The 23,412-nt window shown below is 66.4% G+C and carries 15 protein-coding genes and 1 riboswitch; of the genes, 5 read left to right on the forward strand and 10 right to left on the reverse strand.

The genetic code is table 11. The features are described 5' to 3' along the window. Nucleotides 1–75: 75 nt before the first annotated feature. The 4 genes from GGR61_RS10650 (at nucleotide 76) to GGR61_RS10665 (ending at nucleotide 3,176) form a co-directional block, all read left to right on the forward strand. A complete protein-coding gene (locus GGR61_RS10650; RefSeq protein WP_184621352.1) occupies nucleotides 76–1,029 on the forward strand; it encodes a ribokinase in 954 nt (317 codons plus the stop codon). Between the two features lie 98 nt (nucleotides 1,030–1,127). Then, entirely contained in the window at nucleotides 1,128–1,730 is a 603-nt protein-coding gene (locus GGR61_RS10655) for a DUF4893 domain-containing protein (protein WP_184621353.1), read from the forward strand. Between the two features lie 148 nt (nucleotides 1,731–1,878). Further along, nucleotides 1,879–2,877: a tRNA dihydrouridine synthase DusB gene (gene dusB, locus GGR61_RS10660; protein WP_184621354.1), complete on the forward strand. Its 999-nt coding sequence runs from the start codon at nucleotides 1,879–1,881 to the stop codon at nucleotides 2,875–2,877. 29 nt (nucleotides 2,878–2,906) lie between these two features. Continuing rightward, nucleotides 2,907–3,176 (forward strand): hypothetical protein, encoded by a 270-nt coding sequence (locus GGR61_RS10665; protein ID WP_184621355.1) that lies wholly within the window; start codon nucleotides 2,907–2,909, stop codon nucleotides 3,174–3,176. A gap of 132 nt (nucleotides 3,177–3,308) precedes the next feature. Here GGR61_RS10665 and GGR61_RS10670 read toward each other — a convergent pair whose 3' ends face one another. Both GGR61_RS10670 and GGR61_RS10675 read right to left on the reverse strand, forming a co-directional pair. After that, nucleotides 3,309–4,409, reverse strand: a complete 1,101-nt coding sequence (locus tag GGR61_RS10670; protein WP_184407336.1) for a metal-dependent hydrolase — start codon at nucleotides 4,407–4,409, stop codon at nucleotides 3,309–3,311. A 223-nt stretch (nucleotides 4,410–4,632) separates the two neighbouring features. Next, nucleotides 4,633–5,436: a UDP-2,3-diacylglucosamine diphosphatase gene (locus tag GGR61_RS10675; protein WP_184407337.1), complete on the reverse strand. Its 804-nt coding sequence runs from the start codon at nucleotides 5,434–5,436 to the stop codon at nucleotides 4,633–4,635. 466 nt (nucleotides 5,437–5,902) lie between these two features. On the opposite strand from GGR61_RS10675, the gene metK reads away from it, so the two are divergent. Further along, entirely contained in the window at nucleotides 5,903–7,114 is a 1,212-nt protein-coding gene (gene metK, locus GGR61_RS10680) for a methionine adenosyltransferase (RefSeq protein WP_184407338.1), read from the forward strand. 357 nt (nucleotides 7,115–7,471) lie between these two features. Here metK and GGR61_RS10685 read toward each other — a convergent pair whose 3' ends face one another. The 8 genes from GGR61_RS10685 to GGR61_RS10720 form a co-directional block, all read right to left on the reverse strand. After that, on the reverse strand, nucleotides 7,472–8,860 hold the full coding sequence (locus GGR61_RS10685) for a histidine-type phosphatase (protein WP_260287492.1): 1,389 nt from the start codon (nucleotides 8,858–8,860) through the stop codon (nucleotides 7,472–7,474). A gap of 7 nt (nucleotides 8,861–8,867) precedes the next feature. After that, the gene (locus tag GGR61_RS10690; RefSeq protein ID WP_184621356.1) at nucleotides 8,868–11,642 is read right to left on the reverse strand and encodes a TonB-dependent receptor; all 2,775 of its coding nucleotides are present in this window, start codon (nucleotides 11,640–11,642) and stop codon (nucleotides 8,868–8,870) included. 560 nt (nucleotides 11,643–12,202) lie between these two features. Further along, entirely contained in the window at nucleotides 12,203–13,408 is a 1,206-nt protein-coding gene (locus GGR61_RS10695; RefSeq protein ID WP_184621357.1) for an OmpA family protein, read from the reverse strand. A 359-nt stretch (nucleotides 13,409–13,767) separates the two neighbouring features. After that, complete coding sequence (locus GGR61_RS10700; RefSeq protein WP_260287518.1) at nucleotides 13,768–15,825, reverse strand: alpha/beta hydrolase; 2,058 nt, start codon at nucleotides 15,823–15,825, stop codon at nucleotides 13,768–13,770. Further along, nucleotides 15,825–16,868, reverse strand: coding sequence for a DUF4105 domain-containing protein (locus tag GGR61_RS10705; RefSeq protein ID WP_184621358.1), 1,044 nt, complete (start codon nucleotides 16,866–16,868; stop codon nucleotides 15,825–15,827). Before GGR61_RS10705 ends, GGR61_RS10700 begins: the two co-directional genes overlap by 1 nt. Then, on the reverse strand, nucleotides 16,865–17,437 hold the full coding sequence (locus tag GGR61_RS10710; protein WP_184407428.1) for a TetR/AcrR family transcriptional regulator: 573 nt from the start codon (nucleotides 17,435–17,437) through the stop codon (nucleotides 16,865–16,867). The genes GGR61_RS10705 and GGR61_RS10710 overlap by 4 nt, the downstream gene beginning before the upstream one ends. Before the next feature lie 92 nt (nucleotides 17,438–17,529). Next, nucleotides 17,530–20,244, reverse strand: a complete 2,715-nt coding sequence (ppc, locus tag GGR61_RS10715) for a phosphoenolpyruvate carboxylase (RefSeq protein ID WP_184621359.1) — start codon at nucleotides 20,242–20,244, stop codon at nucleotides 17,530–17,532. Nucleotides 20,245–20,645: 401 nt separating this feature from the next. Continuing rightward, nucleotides 20,646–23,126 carry a prolyl oligopeptidase family serine peptidase gene (locus GGR61_RS10720; protein WP_184621388.1) on the reverse strand — a complete coding sequence of 827 codons (2,481 nt, stop codon included), beginning with the start codon at nucleotides 23,124–23,126 and terminating at the stop codon, nucleotides 20,646–20,648. 171 nt (nucleotides 23,127–23,297) lie between these two features. Further along, a riboswitch (S-adenosyl-L-homocysteine riboswitch) is annotated at nucleotides 23,298–23,410 on the forward strand. Nucleotides 23,411–23,412 lie beyond the last annotated feature (2 nt).

The raw sequence follows: 23,412 nt of genomic DNA on the forward strand, positions 1-23,412 counted from the left end.
GGCGCGGGTTCATCGGTGTGCCGGTCTAATCGCTGCACGCCACGTTTTATTCAGTCATTACAAGCAAGGGTATTTATGAGTTCGGTCGTCGTTGTCGGATCCTTCAATGTCGATCACGTGTGGCGTTGTGATGTCCTGCCTGCGCCGGGCGCCACCATCGCCGGCCGCTACAGCACCGGCCCCGGCGGCAAGGGCTTCAACCAGGCGGTCGCCGCCACGCGTGCCGGCGCAAAGACGCATTTCCTGTGCGCGCTGGGCGACGATGCCGGTGGTGCGCTGGCGCGCTCGCTGGCCGCGCACGATGGATTCGCGCTGATCGCCGAGCCCAGCAATGAGCCCACCGGCACCGGCGGCATCTATGTCGACGCGCATGGCCGCAATACCATCGTGATCGGCGCTGGCGCCAACTCCGTGCTGAGCGCGGGCTTCATCGACAACCAGCGCGCGTTGGTCGCCTCGGCCCGGGTGCTGCTGGCGCAGCTGGAATCGCCGGCGGAAACCATCGAATCGGCGCTGGCATTGGCGCGCGAATGCGGCGTGCTGACCGTGCTCAACGCTGCACCGGCCAATGCACCCACATCGATCGGCCTGCTCAAGCTGTCGGACGTGATGACGCCGAACGAAACCGAATTCGCCGCCCTGCTCGGCCGCCACGTCGGCGAACGCATCAATGCCGACGACGTCGCCGCGCTGGACGGCAACACGCTGCATTCGATGTGCCGCAAGCTGCTGCCGGGCGGCACCGTGGTGGTGACACTGGGCGCGGTGGGCGCGTTCATTTCGCACGCCGAAGAACAGCTGCGTGGCGACACCGCCGCGCATTACCGGGTGGGTGCGGAAAGCGCGCAGACGGTCGACACCACCGGCGCCGGCGATGCCTTCAACGGCGCGCTGGTGGCCTCGCTGGCGCAGTCGCCGGGTGCGAGCTTCATCACCCACGTGCGCTTTGCCACCCGCTACGCCGCTCGCTCCACCGAGGTGGAAGGCGCTGCGGCGTCGATGCCACGGCTGCTGCCGGACGCCGGCTGACTGCCTGCGCCGATGGCGGTAGCGGCTTGCTTCGCTCGCCCTGCCCCACCTGACCGCCCGTCGCCGCGACGGGCCTGCATCACGACAAGGAGTGCTCGATGCGTCGTTTTTCCCTGATCCCGTTCGTTGCGCTGTGCGCCTGGCTTGTCCCGCTGTCGGCCGCTGCGCAGCGCTGCGACTGGAACGGCACTGCCAGCGATGCCGACCGCGCTGCGGTGACCGTGTCCGCGGACAGCCTGCAACAGGCGATCGCGCCACGCTACGACGATGCCGACCAGCAAGACGGCGCCGCGCTGGCGCGCACGCTGCTGCAGCGTGCGCAGTCGCCGCAGGTACCGGGCAAGCTGGACGGCCGCTGGAAGGTGCGCTCGATCCAGGTCGACCAGCGGTTCGCCTATGCCTACCCCTATTTCAAGGCCGAGATCAGCCGCGATGCCTGCGGCTATCGTTTCAGCAAGCTCAACGGCTCGCAGCGCCGCAGCGGCACCCTGTATCCACTGGCCAAGGACAGCCGCGAGTTCGCGTTCCTTGGTGCCAGCACGGTCAACGACGCACCGGAAGGCCGCTACGCGCCCGGCAACCTCTCCGACGGCACCAACGGCAACAGCGTCGGCCGGATGGTCGCACTGGGGCCGGACGAACTGCTGCTGATCCTGGACGGCGGCGCCAAGGGCTTCGAGCTGTACCAGCTGATCCGCTGACACCGCGATCTTCGGCCCGGTCGCGTCCGCGCGACCCGGCTGGCGCATGCGCTGGCCCGCTCCAACCTGAGTGAGCGCTCGCCACTATACGCGCCCCTCCGGCGGCGCCCGAGTTGGCAGCAGCGGCAACCGCGGCGACAATGCGCGCATGCAGATCGGCCCCTACACCATCGCCCCCAAGGTGATCCTCGCCCCGATGGCGGGCGTCACCGACAAGCCGTTCCGGTTGCTGTGCAAGCGCCTGGGCGCCGGGCTGGCGGTGTCGGAGATGACCATCTCCGATCCGCGCTTCTGGGGCACGCGCAAGTCGCTGCACCGCATGGACCACGCCGGCGAACCGGACCCGATCAGTGTGCAGATCGCCGGTACCGAGCCGCAGCAGCTGGCCGAGGCGGCGCGTTACAACGTGGACCATGGCGCGCAACTGATCGATATCAACATGGGCTGCCCGGCCAAGAAGGTCTGCAATGCCTGGGCCGGCTCGGCGTTGATGCGCGACGAGGAGCTGGTGGCGCGCATTCTGCGCGCGGTGGTGCAGGCCGTGGATGTGCCGGTGACGCTGAAGATCCGCACCGGCTGGGACTGCGATCACCGCAACGGCCCGACCATCGCACGCATCGCGCAGGATTGCGGCATCACTGCGCTGGCCGTGCATGGCCGCACCCGCGACCAGCACTACACTGGCACTGCCGAGTACGCCACCATTGCCGAGATCAAGGCCGCGCTGCAGATTCCGGTGGTTGCCAATGGCGATATCGATTCGCCGCAGAAAGCGGCGCAAGTGCTGCGCGATACCGGCGTGGATGCGGTGATGATCGGCCGCGCCGCGCAGGGCCGTCCGTGGATCTTCGGCGAAGTGGCGCATTACCTGGCCACCGGCGAGTTGTTGCCGCCACCGTCATTGGTCTTCGTGCGCGACACCTTGCTCGACCACCTGGAAGCGCTGCATGCGTTCTACGGGCAGCCGCAGGGCGTGCGTATCGCGCGTAAGCATCTGGGCTGGTACGCCAAGGATCACCCGCAAAGCGCCGACTTCCGCGCGGTGGTCAATCGCGCCGAAACCCCGGAAGCGCAGCTGGCGTTGACCGGCGACTACTTCGACGCGTTGATTGCCGGCGTACCGCCCGCGCTATCGGCCGCTGCCTGAGCTTTTGACGTTGCGCGCATGAGCGCTGCGTGCGCGATACGCGCAGAGATGCGGGGAGTTTCGACGACCAGGCGGCCGCCTGGGCAACACGCGCACGTGCGCGTAGCGCGCACCTGTTCCACTGGTGCGACGACAGCGAGGCCACGACGACAGCGATGCACTACCTGCATGAGAGTGGCAACGGCGCCGGCGCCCCCAGCATCGAACGGATCGTGCTCGGCACTGGACGGAATCGGCACGATATCGATGGTTTCCACCACACGACTGATACGGCGCGCGAAGCCGGACAGTGGTTGTGAACCATCAGCCGGCGGCCTTCGCTATGACAGCGCCTTCCACCGACATCAGGCACGTTGCTCGCAGCAAGGCGCAGGTGCGCTGCCATCGCACAGCCTGCAGCGTTTCTTCTTTCGCCCAGGCGAGCGCAACGGTTATTGACTCGCCGCTGCAGGCGCAGCCGCTGGCGAACCGGCATGTTCCAGATCGCCGGTCAGCACGGTGCTGCGGGGCTCGTGCCAGATGCGCTGCCACATCTGCGCCAATACCGCGCCGATCTGATTGCGTGCCACCGGCGCGCGGTAAGCAGCCTGGATCTGCCGGGGCACGATCGGCTGCCACTGCCCGTCGGCGCGATGGGCGACCACGAAGTTGAAGTTGTAGTCCGGCTCCAGGCCCATGCGCAGGTCGCTGAGCATCAAGTCGTCGTCTACAAGGCGCGCGCGCATGAAGCCGCGATTGAACCAGGTCAGCCGGCGCACCGTATCGAACGCAGCCACTTCTCCCAGCGCCTGGGTGTTGCTGGAATAGCCGCGAAACTGCATCGGCCCGGTGTCGGCCACCAGCGAGCGCTCACCGATCACATAGCCGTTTGGAGTCATCGCCACCACTCGCCACAGCAAGGTATTGAGCGGCATCGGCACCGAAAAACGCGGCGCATCGCCCAGTCCGAGCGCGGCCAGTGCGCGATCTGCCTGGCGATCGACCAGGTGCTTGGCCAGCAACGACCATCCCAGATAGCCGGAACTGAGCACCAGGCCAATCACCAGCACGTGCTGGGCGAGCGGGCGCGCGCGTGCAAACCAGGCCACCGCGCACGCCAGCAGCAACCACAGCGTGTAGGCCGGATCTACAATGAAAATGCTAGACCACATGGCCGGATGCGGCTGCAACGGCCACCAGAGCTGGGTGCCGTAGACGGTGAAGGCATCCAGCAGCGGATGGGTGATCAACGCCAGCTGGATCGCCCAGAACCAGCGCTTGGGCGCAGTGGCCACGCGCCCGTTGCCGTAGCGACGGAACAGCCACCAGATCAGCCAGCCCACCAACGGCAGCACGAACAACGAATGGCTGACGCTGCGATGCGCCGTCATCAACGTGACCGGGTCGTCGGTGAGCGGCAGCAGCACCAGCGCATCGAGGTCGGGCAAGGTGCCCAGTGCGGCGCCGGCCAGCAAGGCGGCGCGGCGCTGTCCGGCCGGCGCGATGGCGGCAGCGACGGCGCCGCCAAGAACGATCTGGGTCAATGAATCCATGCAGCGATGCTAGCAGCCCAGACCTCGCCCGGAGCCTTCACGCCACTTCTCGCTGGCGTGCGGTCAGCCAGGTGACGCGCTCCGCCGCACCGCACCGCTGCAACAGCGGCAGCGCGTCGGTGAGCGCATGCCCGTTCGCAAGAGCGCAGCAGACGGCGCAACGCGCCGCACATCCAACGGCGCAGGCTTGGCCTTTGCATCAGCCACTACAACAACGGCGCACTCACGCCGCGCGCCGTTGCTCCATCTGTTGCGGCGCCAGCTCGGCCAGCACTTCGCCGTGATGATTCACCAGCTGCAGCGCGCCGCATTGCGTCTCGCGCAGCGCCGTCAGGCTCTCCACCCAGTCGCCGGTATTGGCGTAGATGTGCCCGGCCTGCATACGCAATGCCGCACGATGGATGTGACCGCAGACGATGCCGTCCAGATCGCGCCGCACCACATCGGCCAGGCCGGCGGCCACGAAGCGTCCGATGTAGCGCTCGGCGGCGCTGCTGCGGCGTTTGAGAAATTCGGCCAACGACCAATAGCGCATGCCCAGGCGGCGACGCAGGCGATTGGTCAGCTGGTTGCCGGTGAGGATGCGGTAGTACAACCAGTCGCCGAAGCGCTCCTGCAACCCACCGAAATGGGTCTGCGCATCATAATCGTCGCCGTGGGTGACCAGTAGCCGACGCCCGTCCAGCAAGGTGTGGATGCTGCGTCGACGCACCTGCATGGCCGGCATCATCAGGCCGCAGAAGCGGCGGATGGCACGATCGTGATTGCCGGGTACGTAGACGATCTCGGTGCCACGCCTGGCCTGCGCATGCAACGCGGCGATCACCTGCTGATGCGCCGCGTCCCAGACCGCGCGGCGTTGCGACATCCACCACAGGTCGACGATATCGCCCACCAGATACAGGGTCTGACAGCGCTGGCGGGCAATGAACGCGGCAATCTCGGCGGCATGGCAGTGCTGCGACCCCAGATGCAGATCGGACAGAAACAAGGCGCGGACGGGAGGATGCAAGGTGGACAGGCGCATGCGGACGTCTCCAGGGCAAAAATCCTCGCAGCCGCTGGCAAAGCGGTGCGCAGCCGGTGCGTGCGCAGCCGGTGCGTGCGCCGCCTGCAGGCGTCGGCATCGCGTCGAACGGTCAGCGCACCCGCATCGCTGCGGCGCAGCTTGCCGCACTGGCGATCCCGCCCAGGGCCACTTGGCTGCCAACGTGGTCCTGCGCCCTCACTCCAGCACGACGATGCCCGAAGACATCTCAGATTCCCCCGGGACCACCTCTGCATGCAGCGACGCAGCCCCGGCACGGGCGCATGCTGACCGCTCGACACGACCACCGCATGGCAGTATCAAGACAACCGCATGACCATGCAAACCCGCGCCAGCACACGGTTTTAACGCCACACCAGCCCATTCAGGCGCACAATGCGCAGGCGTGCCGGAGGGTGTATCATCCGCACCCATCTTTTCATCCGAATTAAGGGATATAAGCCTGATGTCCAGCTATCTGTTCACCTCCGAATCGGTCTCCGAAGGCCATCCGGACAAGATTGCCGACCAGATCTCCGACGCAGTGCTGGACGCCATCCTGGCCCAGGACAAGCGCGCCCGCGTGGCCTGCGAGACGATGGTCAAGACCGGCGTGGCGATCGTCGCCGGCGAAGTGACCACCAGCGCCTGGATCGACCTGGAAGCGCTGACCCGCAAGGTGATCCTGGACATCGGCTACAACAGCTCCGACGTCGGCTTCGACGGCGAGACCTGCGGCGTGCTCAACCTGATCGGCAAGCAGTCGCCGGACATCAACCAGGGCGTGGACCGCAAGAAGCCCGAAGAACAGGGCGCTGGCGACCAGGGCCTGATGTTCGGCTACGCGACCAACGAGACCGACAGCCACATGCCGGCGGCGATCCATCTGGCGCACCGCCTGGTCGAGCAGCAGGCCAAGATCCGCAAGAAGAAGAACTCGGCGCTGTCCTGGCTGCGTCCGGACGCCAAGTCGCAGGTCACCTTGCGTTACGAAGACGGCGTGGCGACCGCGATCGACGCGGTGGTGCTGTCGACCCAGCACGATCCGGGCGTCAAGCAGAAAGACCTGATCGAAGCGGTGCGCGAGGAAATCCTCAAGCCGGTGCTGCCGTCCAAGTGGCTGCACAAGGGCACCAAGTTCCACATCAACCCGACCGGCAAGTTCGTGATCGGCGGCCCGGTGGGCGATTGCGGCCTGACCGGTCGCAAGATCATCGTCGACACCTACGGCGGCTGGGCCCGTCACGGTGGCGGCGCGTTCTCCGGCAAGGATCCGTCCAAGGTCGACCGTTCGGCCGCCTACGCCGCGCGTTATGTGGCCAAGAACGTCGTGGCCGCCGGCCTGGCCGACCGTTGCGAAGTGCAGGTTTCCTACGCCATCGGTGTGGCCGAGCCGACCTCGATCTCGGTCACCACCTTCGGCACCGGCAAGATCGCCGACGAGCAGATCGAAAAGCTGATCCGCAAGCATTTCGACCTGCGTCCGTTCGGCATCATCCAGATGCTCGACCTGATCCACCCGATGTACCAGCAGACCGCGTCCTACGGTCACTTCGGCCGCAAGCCGAAGGATTTCACCTACACCGACGCAACCGGCGCGCAGCACAGCGCGACCTCGTTCTCGTGGGAAAAGACCGACCGTGCCGAGGCGCTGCGCGCCGACGCCAAGCTGAAGTAAGTCAGCCGCTCCTGCGGGAGCGTGTCTAGTGCAGTGCAGATGGGCCGCCGATGCGGCCCATCTGCGTTTTGGCGGCACGCGTGCCGTCATCGCGGCTTGCGTAGGAATCATCGCTTGCGGTTGCGCAAGCAGGCATCTGCGTGCCCGGCTTGCGCAACGGCCAGAGCCCCTGCAATGACACAGTTGGTCCGGGGGCGGATTCACCGCGTGTCCCGACACCGGATGCGACACCGCGCGCACCGACCGACTCCGCACACGCGATCTGCAGGCATTTCGCAACTGCTTCGGTTCGCTGAAGCGGTTGGCGCGCGCAAAGGAGAAAAACGCCAGCTGGCACCTCGCGGCACGACGCTGCCTTCAAGGATCGCGTTGCAACTGCTGCTCCAACGCCTGCGCGAACGCGTGCAGCGGACACGCCATGCGTTGCCCTGCCGCGCACAGGTCCAACGCCAACTCCTGCTGCAACGGCGGATGCGCCAGATCCAGCGGCGCCAACGTGCGCAGCTGATCCAGCGATTGCGCCAGATACCGTGCGCGCACGACCTGCTCCCCACTCGGTTCGCGCCATAGACCCAGCAACAACGCGCCACCCGGTGGCGGATCGTCGGCGCCGTAACCGGGCAGGTGGAAATGCACGCCCAACAAACCGCTCAACGCCGCAATATGCGTATCGCTGCCAACGAAGACCGAGACTTTCGGTGCCTGCGCATCGCCGAAGCGTTGCAGCACTTCGCGTGCCAGCGGCGCGCCCGAGCGCGACGCCATGTAATGCGGCCGCGCGTAGATGTCGAACAACAACGCATGCAGGCGCGACACCTGCGCCAGGCGTTCGGGCGTGGCACGGCCCCAACCGACCTGCGACAACGGCAAGCCTTCGGCGTATTGCAACAACAACACTTCCCCAGTGCCGGAGGTCAGATCGATCGGCCCGCCCAGGGCCAGGCCGCGCCCATTGACCGATGGCGCCAGCGTGGACGGCATCTGCGCAAAATCGCAGGGCGTACGGGTGCACCCGAGAATCTGCTGCATCGCCTGCAACTCGGCCACGTGGCCTTGCAGCAATGCGGCAGGTCCGCCGGTTTGCTTGTTGATCGCGGCGACCGCTGCCGCGCCATCGAACGGCACCGCGCCAGCTTCGATCGGCCGGAACAACGGATCGTTGCTACCGGCCTCACGATGCCCGGCCACGATCCCGCAGCCAGGTGCCAGCGCGTCGGCCAGCAAGCTGCCGCTATCGATGGTGCGTTGGTCGGTATTGGCCCAGACCGATACGCTCTGCGGCGCAGGGCAACCGGTACCCGGCAACAGCGCCTGCTGGGTCAACCATTGCCGCAGATACGTGCCACTCAACTGCACAGCGGTGCGCCCGCGCGGCGTGAGCAGGCTGGCCGGCGTGGACCACTGCGGCCACGGCGCATCTGCGTAGTGCGCAGCCGCAGCCTCGCCCTGCAGTGGCGCACGCACGCCATGCCGGAACACCACCACCACGCGCTCCAGTTGCGCGGCCTTGGCGGTCTGCGCAACTGCCGGCGGCGTGGGCGCACGTGGCGCGCAACCGATCAGCAACAACGCGCCGAGCGCCAATGCCGGCAACGGCCATCGCGGCCGAGGCACTGCCTTCGACCGTCGCCTGACACCTGCGTGCGCCGGCGCGACAATCCCGCACGACGGCAGCCCTACGGCCACCATCGCGTCGCTGCCGTCATCGCCTGCGGGCAGGCATTCACCGCCCTGCCCCGCTTTCATTGCGGACTCAGAACACATATTTGGCGGTCAGCAGGCTGGTCATGCCGGAATCGACGATGTCCGAGATCGCATCGGTCTCGTGGCCCACATGCGCCCAATAGCTGTGCTGCTTGGTGAGGTTGGCGACCGACAGATCCACGCGCAGATGCGCGTTGGGCGCGTAGCCCAGATGCAGATCGACGCGGGTGATCGGCTTGATCCACAGATTGTCCCAGCGTTGCCCCCGGTTGAGATAGTCGTAGACCGAGACGTATTCGCCGGAATAGTGGTAGCTCAGATTCACCGACCAGTCGCCCTTTTCGTAAAACAGCTCGGCGTTGGCAAGCAGGTTCGGTGCGTTCTGGATACGCTCGTGCGCGAAGCCTTCTTCGCCCAGATCCACTCGGGTGGTCTGGCGGGTGAGGTTGGCGCCGATGCCGAAGCCATCCAGCGGCGCGGGCATCCCCTGGAAGGTCTGCCGCACTGCGGCTTCGATCCCCAGCACGCGGCCATCGCCACCGTTTTGCGGACGCACGAAACGGGTGCTGCCACTGCCGCTTTCGCCGGCATTGGCCGCGTTGGACCCGCTTTCGTAGATGTAATCGGTCAGCCGCTTGTAGTAGCCCGCCAGCATTGCGTGGCCGCCACTGTCGTTCTGCCATTCGCCCGACAGGTCCACATTGAGCGACTTGATCGGCTTCAGGTCCGGGTTGCCTTCGGTGATGATGGTCTGGCCATCGCTGGAAATATCGGTGGAGCGGCCACCGCCCAGCTGTACGAACGCCGGGCGCGTGTAGCTGGTCCATACCGAACCGCGATACACCGCAGCATCGCCATCGGGCCGGTAGTTCACGAACACGCTCGGCAGCGCCACGTTGTAACGGGTGCGATTGTTGGCGAATGCACCGACCTGCTCGGCCCCATTGATGGCCGCCGGCTGCGCCCAGAACGTGTTGGTGATGGCGGTGTGCTCGAAACGCACACCCGGCAGGATTTCCCAATTGCCGGTACGTAGCGTCGCCATCGCATAGGCGGCACTCACCGCCTCGGTGGCGCGCATGGTGTTGCAGTTGAGGTTGTTGATCGCCAGTTGCCCGCAGCTGTCGAAGCTGGCCGGCGTCAGCGTGCGAGCGATCAGGTTGTTGAGTGCCGCATTGCTGAGCCGCACGGTGGGGAGTGCGTACTGCCCCGGATAGACCGCGTCGTAGCGCTGCGCGATCAGCCCGGTGTCGCGCAACAAGGTGCCGTCGGTGTACTTGGCATTGGTCCAGTCGCGGTCGGTGAAGCTGCGCGAGCTGTCCACATACTTCACGCCGAATGCGATGCGGCTCAGCAACCCTTCGTCGAAGTCGTAGCCCACATCGAGCTTGCCACCGCCCTTGTCCTGGCCGCTGTATTGCTTGGAAAGTTGCCCGGTGCGTCGTGCGAACAGGCTGCCCACATCCGATGCCTGCGCCTGCATCGCCGGGGTCAGCAACGGGACCGGGAAGCCGTCGCCGTCGTAACTGATGAAGCGGTTGGCGCCGTAGGCGAAGTTGGTCGAGGTGTATTGATCGTTGCGCGCAGAAATTTCCACGTGATCCGGGCGATCGTTATTGCCGGTGCCGTAAAAAATATTGGGCGCGAAGGTCCAATGCCCCAGCTGTTTTTCCGCACCGAACTGGATGGTGGCAAGGTCGGCTTCTTCCGGGTTGGTTTCGTACCAGTAGCGCACTGCGACGCGATTGATCTGCGGCTGATAGACGCCACTGCTGCCGATCTGGGTGAAGCTGACATTGGCCGGAACGAATTGGGTGTAGCCGGTGTTCTGCTCGGTCTTGGCAAAGGCGTAGGTCATGCGCGCATACAGATGCAGGCTGGGGTCCACCCGCCAGTCGAAGGCGGCATTGCCACCGTAACGGCGGGTATCGCCTTGCGAATACCCGATGTTGACGCCCGTACTCTGCAGCACCTGTTGCGGGTCGCTCCCTGCAGCCAGATTGCCGCTGGCATCGGCACGCGCAAACTCCCACGAACCATCGTTGCGCGCGGCCGACGCGCCGGCCACTTCGCTGTTCACGAAATGGCGTTCGTCGTAGTACGCGCTGACTGCCACGCCGAACTGCCCGGCATCGCCAAAACGTGCATGCCAATCGCCGGCGGCGCCGCTTCCCAGTCCGGAATCGCCGTAATCGCGCGCACGGCTTTCCATGCGTCCGCTCAAGGTCACGCTGCCACCCTGACGATCGGGCGAATCGAATGCGCTGGGCGTGCGGTAATCGATGGTGCCGCCAATCGCATCGCCGTCCATGTCGGCAGTGGAGGTCTTGTTCAATACGATGGTCTGCAGGCCCGAGGGTGGCAACAGACTCAATTGCACGCCGCGGCTGTACGGCATGCCTTGCGCGACGTTGATGCCATTGATCAGGTTGACGTTGTACTCGGCATTGAGGCCACGTACCGAGGAAAACATGCCTTCGCCACGTGCTGCGCCATCGATGCCGCCAAAGTACGACTGCCCGGTGTTGACCACATTCACGCCCGGCATCAGGCCCAGCGCTTCGGCCACGTTGTGGACCGCAGTGGTCTTGAGATCGTCGGCCGACAACACGTTGACGGTATTGGTGGCGGCCATCTGCATGTCGGTCGCGTTATAGCGCGTGGCGGCGACGGTGACCTTGTCCAGGGTGGCCATCTCGCCTTGCGCAGGCGTTGCGGCGGACGGCGCGGACTGTGCGGCTGCATGGCCGCAAACAATCGACAACGACACGCATAAGGCCTGCGACAGACGCGAAGGACGCAACAACGCACAACGAACGATCATGATCAAATCCAATGCGTGCAGCAACGCGCCATGGGCTCATGCCACGGCGGCGCGACCGCGATGTGTGGGAGAGCGACGTGGCCTGCGGCGGACCTGCGTCACACCTGCAAGCAGGCGCCGCGCATGTTGGTGACGGCATATTTCAATGCCATGACGTGTGCTGCAGCCCTGACAAATGCACGTAGCAAGCGCGCAAGTCGGCATAGTCGCTGGCGTATGGAAGCGCGGATCGCTGCCGGCATGCGCATACGGCCACCGGCGCAGGCGCGCACGCGTCTTCGCAGGCCGCGACATGAGTCCGCATGACGCGAAGGCGTCATGGTTTCTGCAGTGTTTCTTGCGACAACGCACCTTCCCGCTCCGGGGAAGGCGCCCACATTGCGTTTGAAGATATAAGCCAAGGCGATGGCGTGACCTGCCGCAGCACAGCCGTTACGAGGATCGCAAAACAACAAACAGTGCGCGCCTGCGCCCGACGCCAGCATCGCCGCTGTCGAGATCGACGCCTGCGCAACACGCATGCGCACCCGCTAACGCTCACACGATCCTGCAAGCCTCGCTCACGTGCGCAGGAAGATCTCGACGCGGCGATTGAGCTGACGACCGCCCGGATTGTCCTGGCCATCGACCGTATTGGGCGCCACCGGTTGCGATTCGCCATAGCCCTTTGCGCCAGCGCCCTGTGCGGCACCGCGCGTGCGTAACGCGGCCAGCACCGCGTTGGCGCGGCGCTCGGACAGCGCCTGGTTGTAGGCATCATCGCCCTTGGCATCGGTGTGCCCGCGCACTTCCATCTGCTTGGTCGCTACCTTGCCGAGTGCGGCGGCCAGGGTGTCGAGCACACGCGCGGCATCCGGGCGGATGTCGGACTTGTCGAAGTCGAACAGGATGCGGTCGTTCAAGGTGATCAGATAGCCGCACGGTGCGCCAGGTGGAGCGAACTTCTGCAACGGCGGGAAACGGCCGGCAGGCAGTACCTTCGGCAGCGGCGGCATGCGCACTTCGCGCGGCGGGGTGCCGACCGTGCCGGTCCCGTCGCCGCGGTTCTGCACCAGGCCGTCCGGCCCGTTCCAGGTGCCGGAGCCATCGGCGTTGATGGTGACCAACCCGCGCGGGCCATTCCAGGTGCCGCTGCCATCGCCGTGGTTGTCGATCAGGCCGCTCTTGTCGCTGTTCCAGGTGCCGGCGCCCTTGCCGTTCAAACTGATCAGCCCGGCCGGGCCGTTATAGGTGCCGCCGCCGTCGGACTGCACGTCGATGAGGGCATTGTCGCCGCCCTGCCCGGATGCGTTGATGGTGCCGCTGCCATCGGCATTGACGTTGACCAGGCCGCCCTCGAAGTTGGCGGTGCCGCTGCCGTCGGCCTTGAGGTTGAACAGGCCGCCGTCGCCGTTGCGCAGCAGATTGCCGTTGGCATCGACGCTGGTGATGCCGGCATCGTTGATCAACGTGCCGCCATCGCCGCAGCGCGCGGGTGCCACGCTGACGCCTTCGATCGGGTCGAGGATGTCCTGCAGCGAGGCTTCCAGCGCGCGTTGCGCCGGGGTCACGCCGACGATCTCGGGGATGACGATGGTGGGGATGGCCGGAAATTCCGGCACTCTTTCCTCCACTGCTGCCGGCGCATCCGGCGCGCCCTTGGCCTGTGCCGCCTGAAGTGCCGCGGGGGCTGGATCGGCAGCAGCGGCTGCATCCTTCGGACCTTCGCCACGGCCGCAACCGACCAACAACAGGGGGACCCACAGCACTGCCGACAACTTGCGCATCGCGCCTTTCCTTGTTCGAGCCTGTACGAGACGTGCCTGATAGCACGCGCACGGTAAATAAGGCGCCAAGGCCGGTGCGCATGGTTGCCCAGGGCATTGGCGGCGCTGGCGGCGGATGCTTGCACACGACTGCTGCGCGACCAGCGAGAGACCGATCAGCCAGTGGCACGCTAGTGTGGCAAGCCGCGACGCGAGGTTGTTCTCGCAGGGCTATCTGCGGGATGCAAGGCGGGCCGCAACCATCATGCGTGCGTCGCATCCGTCACCAGGCGGGCACGCGGCGCGCGCATCCGCGTGGCTGCTTCACTGCGTTTGCCGGCGACTGCGCGCAACGTCCAGCGATCACACGTGTCGCCGCCTTACAACGTCGCAGGCGTCGTCGCAGGCACGGGCGGCTGCGGCTGCCCCTGCCCCTGCGCAGGCGCAGGCGCCTCGCCGGCCTCGGCCTGCATCTGCGCATGCAGGATACGGCGGATCTCCAGGATCGCCTGCGGGGTTTCCTGCACGCTGTGCCAGGAGGTCACCACCAGTTCGGACTCGGCGCCCTCCAGATGCGCGCTGCGGTACGGCACCAGCCCATCGTCGGACTCGGCCAGCGGCACCTGCGGTTTTTCGCGTCCGATGATGGTGTTGTACGTCACGCGCGGGGAGATCGGAAGGTCCATCGTGGCACGCACGAACGGATCGGTATCGCGCAGGTTGTCGATGCTGGTCGGCGGCAGCAAGCGACCCTTGCCCCGATGCGGCCCGCCCGCTCCTTCGCGTTCGCTGTTGGACAGGTCTTGCAGCACATCGCCGAAACTGTTCAACAAGGACAGTGGCAAACGCACCATGCGGCCGATGAAGCGGCCGATACCACCTTCGGCCAATGGCGTGCCGCGATGCGGCGCAGCGATGAAAATGGCGCGCTCGATCTGCGGGATTGGCGAAAAATGCAGCAACGGCCGCAGTTTGGCGCGCACGCGCTCACCGCGCTCGCCTTCCAGACGATAGTTTTCCAGCAACGTGTTCCAGACCTGCTCACCGGAAGACGACACCAGCAACCGCCCGATCACCCCACCCATGCTGTGGCCGATCAATACCATGTCCTGTGATGCGACTGCCGTACCGGCGGGATCGAATTGCTTCAGGCTGTTCTCCACCAGTGTCTGGATTTGCGCGCGATTGACTGCAATCGGTGCGTTGGTCGGGTAATACACCTGCCAGATCTGATAGCGCTGGCGCAGTGCCTCGTCGCCCATCACTTCATTGGCGACATTGACCCAGGCCTCCGGGCTGCTGGCCAGCCCGTGCAACATCAGCAGCACGCGACGGTTCGGATCGTAAGGCTGCATCAGATACAGATGCGGAGCAGCCAGTCCGCGCGTGCCGCCCAGCATCGAACGCAGCGATTGGGCGGCGAATCCGGACTTGGCCAACCACAATCCATACGCGGCGGTGAAGTTGGCCGCCAGCGGCACGCGCTGCCCATGCAGCACTACTTCGTGCTGACGGTACGGGTCGTACGGCACCATGGTGACCGCGTCGGTGCGCAGCACCGCATCCAGGGTATCGCCTTCGAAACGCATCAGCAGCGTGGCCGGCGCATACGGCATCTCGCTGAAGGTCGGCAATGGCCGAACCGGCGCGGCCGGCGCGGCCGGCGCAGCGGCCCCGGCTGCCGCCTGCAAGGCCAGTCCGGCCGGGTCGCCGACCACCTGCGGGTCGACTTCGGCGACCAGCTCGGCACCGAAGCCATCGCGCCGATAGGTGCTGCGCAGCCCATCGAAGCGCAGCGCAGACGCCGAGAAGATCGCGCGCGGCGTGTTGCCGCCACCGGGCAGGCGATAGGCAGAGATGTCGAACGTCATGCGCCAGTGCCCCACCGTGATCGGCGCAAGCGCCGCATCGGCGCTCCGGGGGCCGCGGGCAAACACGCCCTCGATCACCTGCTGCACGGCGTAATTGTAGTAATCGCGCACCTGGGTCTGGCGATTCTCGAACGCACGCGCGCTCGGCGCACGCGCGGTGAAGAACAGATACGCATAGGCGTGGCGTGCCGCCTCCAGCCACGCAGACATCGCCGCGTCGTTCATGGTTGCCGGCGTCTTTCCGCTCAGCGCCACCGCCTGCGCGGTCCACAGCTCGGCCTGGGCGGCCAGACGGCGCTCATCGCCGATGCCTTCCACCGTGGTGAGTTGCTGCACGCACGGCAGCGGATCCTTGCGGCACTCCTTTGGTTGCAACCCGGCGACCTGCAGCGTCTCGCTGCCGGCCTGGCTGAGCGCGCCAGTGCTGAGCACATCGCCGCGCGTGAGCGCGATGTAGTCGCCACTGCTGCGCGACTGCACTTTCACCATCGCGCAACCACTGGCCAACAGGCTTGCCAGCACGCCGGTCACCAGCAGCGCCTTGCTGCGCATCTGTCTGCGTTTCATCATTGTGTTGCGTTTCCGGTTGCGGCTGGCGCAGGTGCCGGCGCTTGCGGCATGCCCATGCGGATGCGCTCGGAGAAATCCGGCGCGGTGTCGGCAGCGAGCGCACGTGCGGTGAAGTGCCCACGCTGCTTCAAGGTTGCGAAGTCGTAGCCGGACAGCAGGCCGTGATGATCGTAGGCGTATTCGTCCACGTAACCGGACAGCAGCAGGCGATGATCCAGCGGCAAGGTCGGCTGCAACTGCCGTACCAGCGCGAACACGATGGTGGTGCAGTTGCTGGTGAGGGTGTTGTAGAACGCCGGCGCGCGATTCAGGTCGTCGGCCAGGCGAACGTAGCCCATGAACATGCGGCGCAGACCGGCTTTGGGAATCGCCAGCCGGTACAGATACATGTCTTCGCCACGCACGTTGGTACGCACGCGCAGAATGTCGCGCTCGTCGGCAGCCACCAGGGTCTCTTCGAAGCTGCGGAAAAATCCGCCCAGTGCCGAAAACGACTCGCCCCGCTCCTTGCGGATTTCCAGCGAGAACACCACGCGCGAGCCGTCGTCGAAGCCGAACGACACCAGCGTGTGCGCGATCGCCGGGCCCATCCAGTACGACAGCGCCAGGTCTGCGCTCACCAGGCGGTCCAGATCGTACTGGCGGGTTTCCCAGCGCGGCACGTAGTCGGTTTCGCTGCGCCAGTCGAAGTTGCGCACGTTGTGCAAGGTGACGATGTTGCCGTGCACCTGCGGCTGCAACCGCTGGGCCACATCGTCGGCCCAGTCGCGGTGCTGGCTGGGTTGCATCCACCACCACGCCAGCGCCAGCACCACGAAGGCGGCACTGAAGATGCCCACCAACGCCCAATTCTCGCGGCCACGGCGCAAGCCCCACAACGCCACCAGCGCCATCGCGCTCCACGACCCTACCCAGCCAGCCCGCACGAACGCATTGCCGGTGAGCGAAAAATAGATTGCCAGGGCGCCCCACACGGCGGCCAGTACCAGCCCCCCCCGCAAGGCCCAGCGCCCCAGGCAGGCGCGCGTGGTCGGCCTCATCGCATGCCGCCCGCAGGCACCTGCATCCCCAGTGCATGCATCAGCAGGTCCGCCGAGCGATGCGCCAGGCGTTTGCGTTCGCCTTCATCGTTGCCGCGCAGGCAACTGCCCAGCATGTCGATCACCAGCAGCAATTGCTCGTCGTCGACATCGGCCCGGCACAGGCCGGCGTCGCGAGCGCGGTGCACGAACGGCAGAAAGATGCTCAACACACGGCGATCCGTCGCCTCCACCGCCGGGTGCGCGCGTTGGATCGAGCGCCAGAAATCCACCAGTGGTGCGGATTGGGCGATGTGCTCGGCCACGTCGTGCAGCAGCACGGCGAGGCCGTCCGGTTGGTCGCCCAGATCGGCGGCCAGCCGCTCCAGGCCATCCAGGCCACGGGTCATCAACGCCGTCATCAGCGCCAACCGGTCGGGGAAATTGCGGTACAACGTGGCGCGGCCAAGGCCGGCACGTTCGATCACCAGCTCCAGGGGCGCGTTGACGCCGTGTTCGCTGAACACTTCGTCGGCGGCATCGAGAATTTGGCGGCGCCGGAGCGCGGCATCGGGGCGGGCTGCAGTCATGCCGACATTATCGGACATTTTTGTCCGGTAACACCAGAGCCCGCTTGCCGACTGCGCGATTTCTCCGACCAACGGTCGGTTCCCTGCCGGCATCAGCCGGTGTTCTGTACCCCTTGCGAGACGCCGTTGACGCAGGCGACCAGCGCGCGCAGCAGCTCGTCGTCTTCGCCATCGGTGGCGCGCCAGCGTTGCAGCAGGTCCACCTGCAACACGCTGATCGGGTCGATATAGGGGTTGCGCAGGCGGATCGACAAGGCCAGCCGCGGGTCGTGCTGCAGCAGCGACTGTTGCCCGGTCAGCGCCTTGACCCAGCGTTTGGTCAGCGCCAGTTCCGCGCCGATGCCGGGGAAGAACCGCGCATGCAGGTCGCCCGACAACCGCGAGAACAGCTCGGCGATCGCAAGGTCGCCCTTGGACAGCACCATCGCGATGTCGTCCAGAAAGGTGCGGAAGAACGGCCAGTCCTGCGCCATCTCACACAAGGTCTCTTCATGCCCGGCATCCACCGCCGCCTGCAGACCGCTGCCCACGCCGTACCAGCCCGGGATCACCGCCCGCGCCTGGCTCCACGCGAACACCCACGGAATCGCGCGCAGGTTGGACAGCGCCGCATCCTGGCCCAGCCGGCGCGATGGGCGCGAACCCAGCGTCATGCGTTCGATCACATCGATCGGCGTGGCCAGGCGGAAGTACTGCATGAAATCCGGCGCGCCGACGAACGCGCGATAGGCGACGGTGCTGCGTTCGGCCACCAGATCCATCACCGGCCGCCAGCGCTCCTCGCGCGGCTCGGGCGCACGCGGGCGCAGGCTCGACAGCAGCACCGCGCCGGTCATCTGTTCCAGCGAGCGCAGGGCCAACGCGCGGATGCCGTACTTGCGATGGATCACTTCGCCCTGCTCGGTGACGCGCAAACGACCATCGACGCTGCCGCGCGGTGCCGCATCCAGCGCGCGGCTGGTCTTTCCGCCGCCGCGCGCGATCGAGCCGCCGCGCCCGTGGAAAAAGGTGAGCCGCACACCGAGTTCGGCCGCCGCTTCCAGCAGCTCCACCTGTGCGCGCTGCAGGCCCCAGCGCGACGCGGCGATACCGCCGTCCTTGCCGCTGTCCGAATAGCCGAGCATCACCATCTGGGTGTCGCCGCGTGCAGCCAGATGCTGGCGATAGACCGGGTCGGCCAGCAGATCCTGCACGGTGCCGGTGCCGCCACGCAGATCGTCCACGGTTTCGAACAGCGGCACGATATCCAGCGGCACCGCGCCAGCGTCGTCGACCAGACCACCGCGGCGCGCCAGGGCGAGCACGGTCAGCACGTCGGCGCGGTTATGCGCCATCGAGATGATGTAGCTGCCCAGCGCATCGGCGCCATGCCGCGTGCGCGCATCGGCGAGTGCGGCGAAGACCGCATCCAGCCGCGCGTTGCCTGCATCATCCACTCGCGGCAATGCCTGCTCGCCAGACGCGTACGGGCCCAGCAGCGCGGCGCGCTGTGTGGCGTCCTGCGCATCCCAGTCGTCCTGGCCCAAGGCATCGGCGACCGCGCGCGCATGCACGCTCGATTCCTGGCGCACGTCCAGACGGGCTAGATGGAAGCCGAACGTGCGCACGCGCCACAACAGACGGCGCACTGCGAACCAACCGGCGTGCAAGCCCTTGTTGGCCTGCAGGCTGTCCAGGATCAATTGCAGATCCTGCTCCAGCTCCACTGGTGCGGTGTACGCGCCATCGGCATCGTCGAGCGTGGCCTGCAGCCGCGCGCGCATCAGGTCGTTGAGCAGCCGGTACGGCATGTCGCCGTGGCGCGGCCGCGAGCGTGCGGCGGCATCGGGCAACAACGCGCGATACCGCTGCAGTTGCTCGCTCAACGCCGGGCTCACCGCCACCAGCGTGGTCGACTGGCTGAGCAGGCTGGCCAGTTGCCAGAGTTCTTTTTGATAGCGGTCCAGCACCGCGCGGCGCTGCGCATCCAGCGTACCGGCGATGGTGGTGGCATCCACGTTGGGATTGCCGTCCATGTCGCCGCCCACCCAGGTGCCGAAGCGCAACAGGCGCGGCAGGCTCGGCACGCTGCCGTAGGTTTCCTCGATGGCGTGCTCGAGGGTTTCGTACATCACCGGAACCACGCGATAGAGCACCTGGGTGAGATAGAACCCCACATGCTCGCGCTCGTCCTCCACGGTGGGGCGCACCGGCGAGGAGTCGGCGGTCTGCCAGGACGCGGTCAAGGCCATGCGGAAGCGCGCCGCATCGCTGGCGCGCTCATTGGGCGTGCGCATGCCATCCAGGTTGTCGACCAGGCTGGCGACCATCAGCTGTTCTTTTTCCAGCAATGCGCGGCGCACCGCTTCGGTGGGATGTGCGGTGAACACCGGCTCCACGTCGATGCGCGGCAACCACTCGCCGAGTTCCTCCAGCGTCACGCCCTGCGCCTTGAGCCGGCGCAATGCATCGTGCAGGCCATCCGGCTGCGGGGTGTCGGTGCCGCTACGCTGGTATTCGCGGCGACGGCGGATGCGGTGCACGCGCTCTGCGATGTTGACGACCTGGAAATAGGTACTGAAGGCGCGCACCAGCGACTCGGCTTCGCGCGGCTCACGCCCGGTCAGCTGTTCGCTCAGCGTGGACGGTGGCGCATCGCTTTCGCGCCGCGCAATGGCGGTGGTGCGCACGCGTTCGATTTCATCGAGGAATTCCGCAGAAACCTGCTCGGCAAGCAGATCACCGACCAGCGCGCCGAGCCGACGTACATCGTCGCGCAAGGGAAGATCGGGGGTAGCGAACACAAGACTGCTGCGGTACTCGTTCATCGGAAACGCACACCCTCTTCAAGCGCAAAGTCGTCGAAGACTAACCCAAAAGGATTAGATGGTTGCGACAAGCGCGACGGTTTCAACACCAACCATCGTGTGCCAGTGCTCTGTCCGATGACTCTCGTAGGAGCGCGCTGGCGCGCGATGGAGCTTTCCCGGTAATGCCCCATCGCGGGCTAGCCCGCTCCTACGCGATGTGGCTGTCCTGGTCATGCCCCGTCGCGCCCAGGTACGCTCCTACGGGTGATCGCGGCAATCGTGTGGGCGCCGCGGCGAATCTTCCCGGGACGCGCGGCGGCCGCATCCACCGTAGGAGCGCACCCGGGCGCGATGAAGCTCTCTCGGTGATGCTTCATCGCGCGCGAGCGCGCTCCTACAGGTGCCAGCGCATCTCTCGATCAACGCGTGCGCGTAGCGTCCTTCGCCTTCACCGGCTCGCCGAGATAGGTCTTCAACCATTGCTCGCTCTCGGCCAGCATCTGCAGGATCGACTGCCGCGCGCGATACGCGTGCGATTCGTTGGGTAGCATCACCAGCTTCGCGGTGCCGCCCAACCCCTTGATCGCGGCGAACATGCGCTCGCTCTGGATCGGGAAGGTGCCGGTGTTGTTGTCGTCCTGGCCGTGGATCAACAGCAGCGGGTCCTTGATCTTGTCGGCGTAGTTGAACGGCGACATCGCCTGGTACACCGGTTGCGCCTGCCAGTAGTTGCGTTCTTCGGCCTGAAAACCGAACGGCGTGAGCGTGCGGTTGTAGGCACCGCTGCGCGCGATGCCAACCTTGAACAGGCGCGTATGCGCGAGCAGATTCGCGGTCATGAAGGCGCCGTACGAATGCCCGCCGATGGCGATGTGCTCGCGGTCGGTGACCCCGCGCCGCACCACTTCATCCACCGCCGCCTGCGCGTCGGCGACCAGCTGCGGCACGTAGGTGTCGTTGGGTTCGGCATCGCCTTCGCCGACGATCGGCATGGTCGGGTTATTGAGCACCACATAGCCGATCGCCAGAAATGCCTGCGGGCCCCAGTAGCTGATCGCGTTGAAACGGTAAGGCGAGTCGGTGACCTGGCTGGCGGTGTCGGCGCTTTTGAACTCGCCCGGATACGCCCACATCAGCAGCGGCCGCGGGCCATCGCGTTTGGGGTCGTAACCGGGCGGCAGCAACAGCGTGGCGGTGAGGTCCACGCCATCGGCGCGCTTGTAGCGGATCTGCTCCTTCTGCACGCCGCGCAGCTGTGGCAAGGGATGCGCGAAGTGGGTCAACGCACGCGGTGCGGGCGTTGCATCGCCCAGCGCCTGCACGAAATAGTTGGCCGGTTCTTCAGGCGATTCGCGGCTGAGCAGCAACTGCGTGCCTTGCGCATCCAGCAACGCCAGCGGTGCGGAATAGGTGGGTGCCTGCGAATGGAACAGCCGTGTGGCGCGTTTGCTTTGCAGATCGAAACGGTCCACAAACGGGCGGTCGCCTTCCGGCGAGGCGCCCTTGCCGAGCAGGAACAGGCTATTGCCATCGGCACTGGTCTGCAGCAATGGGCGGCCCTTGCCGTCGGCCACCGTCGCCGGCGTGCCAGGGTCGTTGTAGCGGTCCTGCGAGGACCGGTCCCAGAGCAATTCGGGTGCGCGCTGCGGCTGATCCGGCGCAACCCGCCACTGCTTGGTGCGGCGGGTCTTCCACCAGCTCTCGCTGAGGATGGCCAGATCGCCCCGGCCCCATTGGATACCTTCAAAACGGCTGCCCAGCTGCGCCAGCGTGACCGGCGCGCGCGCGAACGGCGCGGCCTGCATCAGCACCGCATCGCGGATCTTGCTGGCGCGTGCCGGGTCGCCGCCGTCCTGCGCTTCGGCCCACACCAGCGTGGCCGGCGCATCACCGCGCCAGGCGATGTCGCGCACGCCAGTGGGCACCGCGTCGTTGCCGGTCGGCAGGCCTTCGACCAGCGGCAGCTTGGCGATCTGCCGCACCAGCTTGCCCTGCAGGTCCAGCACCTCGATGCGCCGCGCGAAGTTGTCCACCGGCACCACATACGAGAACGGCCGCTCGCTGCGTTCGCTCAGGATGTAACGGCCATCCGGCGACACCGACAGGTTGAGATAGATGCCGGGCGCAGCGATCGGGCGCACCTGCCCGGTCACGCTGACGATGATCGGCTGGCCGGTGGCGTAGTACTCGAACACGCGCGCATCGGTCTCGTTGCGCAGCAGGTCCTGATAGGTCGGCAGCGAGCGCACGCCGGCAGCAGCGCTGGTCTGCTGGGTCGCAGGACCGTCCGGCACTGCATCGCGCGTGGGCGGCGCGCCCTGCCCGGCCACTTGCTGCTGCACCAGCAGTCCGCTGCCATCGGGCAACCAGCGCAACTCGTCGTTGACGCTGGTGTTCAAGCCGGCCACCAGGCGCTTCGCCTGCCCGGCGGCCACGTCCACCAGCCACAGTTCGTTGGCCCCGCTGGCCGCATCCTCGCGGCGGAACGCCAGGTAGCGTTGATCCGGCGACCAGCTCAACGTGGCCAGCGACAATGGCGTCGGCAGGCCGGCAATCTGCCGCTCGCTGCCATCGGCCACCGACAGCAGCCACAGCTTGCCGGCGAAGGAAAACCGGCTGCTGGCGAAGGTCTTCGGATGGATCCGCAGGCCGGCCAGCTTGAGCTCGGGTTGGGCCACCTCGGCGATATCCGGCAACGCCGGCAACTGCAGCATCGCGGCCAGGTCGCGTTTGGGCGACAACTGCAGCAGCGGCGCGCGCGGCGCGTCCACGACCTCCTGCAGCGCCTTGGAGGGCAGCTGGTAGCCATTGCTCGCCGCGCTGGCCGTGGCAGGCTGGGCCGCTGGCGCGGCAGCAGCAAAAGCCAGCGGCGCTGCGCTCAGCGCCAGCATGCTCGCCAGTACCCGTCCGTGCTGCATCCAACGTTGCCTCATCGGTGTCCCCTGCATGACTTGTCCCCGGTCTGGATCGAGCGTGGACCTTAGCAGGCGCCCGCGCGTGGCTCCCCCTGCCGTTGGTTGGGCCGATGCCGATTCATGCCGGAGGGGGGTGCTGCCGATATACTCATCGCTCTCGTCGAGGGGCGCTGCGACCGGTATGGCGGACTGATCCGCCAACTGCACACACCGTGCAGGCACACGGCCAGGCTCGACAAGCATTCATCGTTCAACGGCGCCCGGAATTGCA

This window comes from Xanthomonas sp. 3058 (assembly GCF_014199765.1).
GTDB lineage: Bacteria > Pseudomonadota > Gammaproteobacteria > Xanthomonadales > Xanthomonadaceae > Xanthomonas > Xanthomonas campestris_B.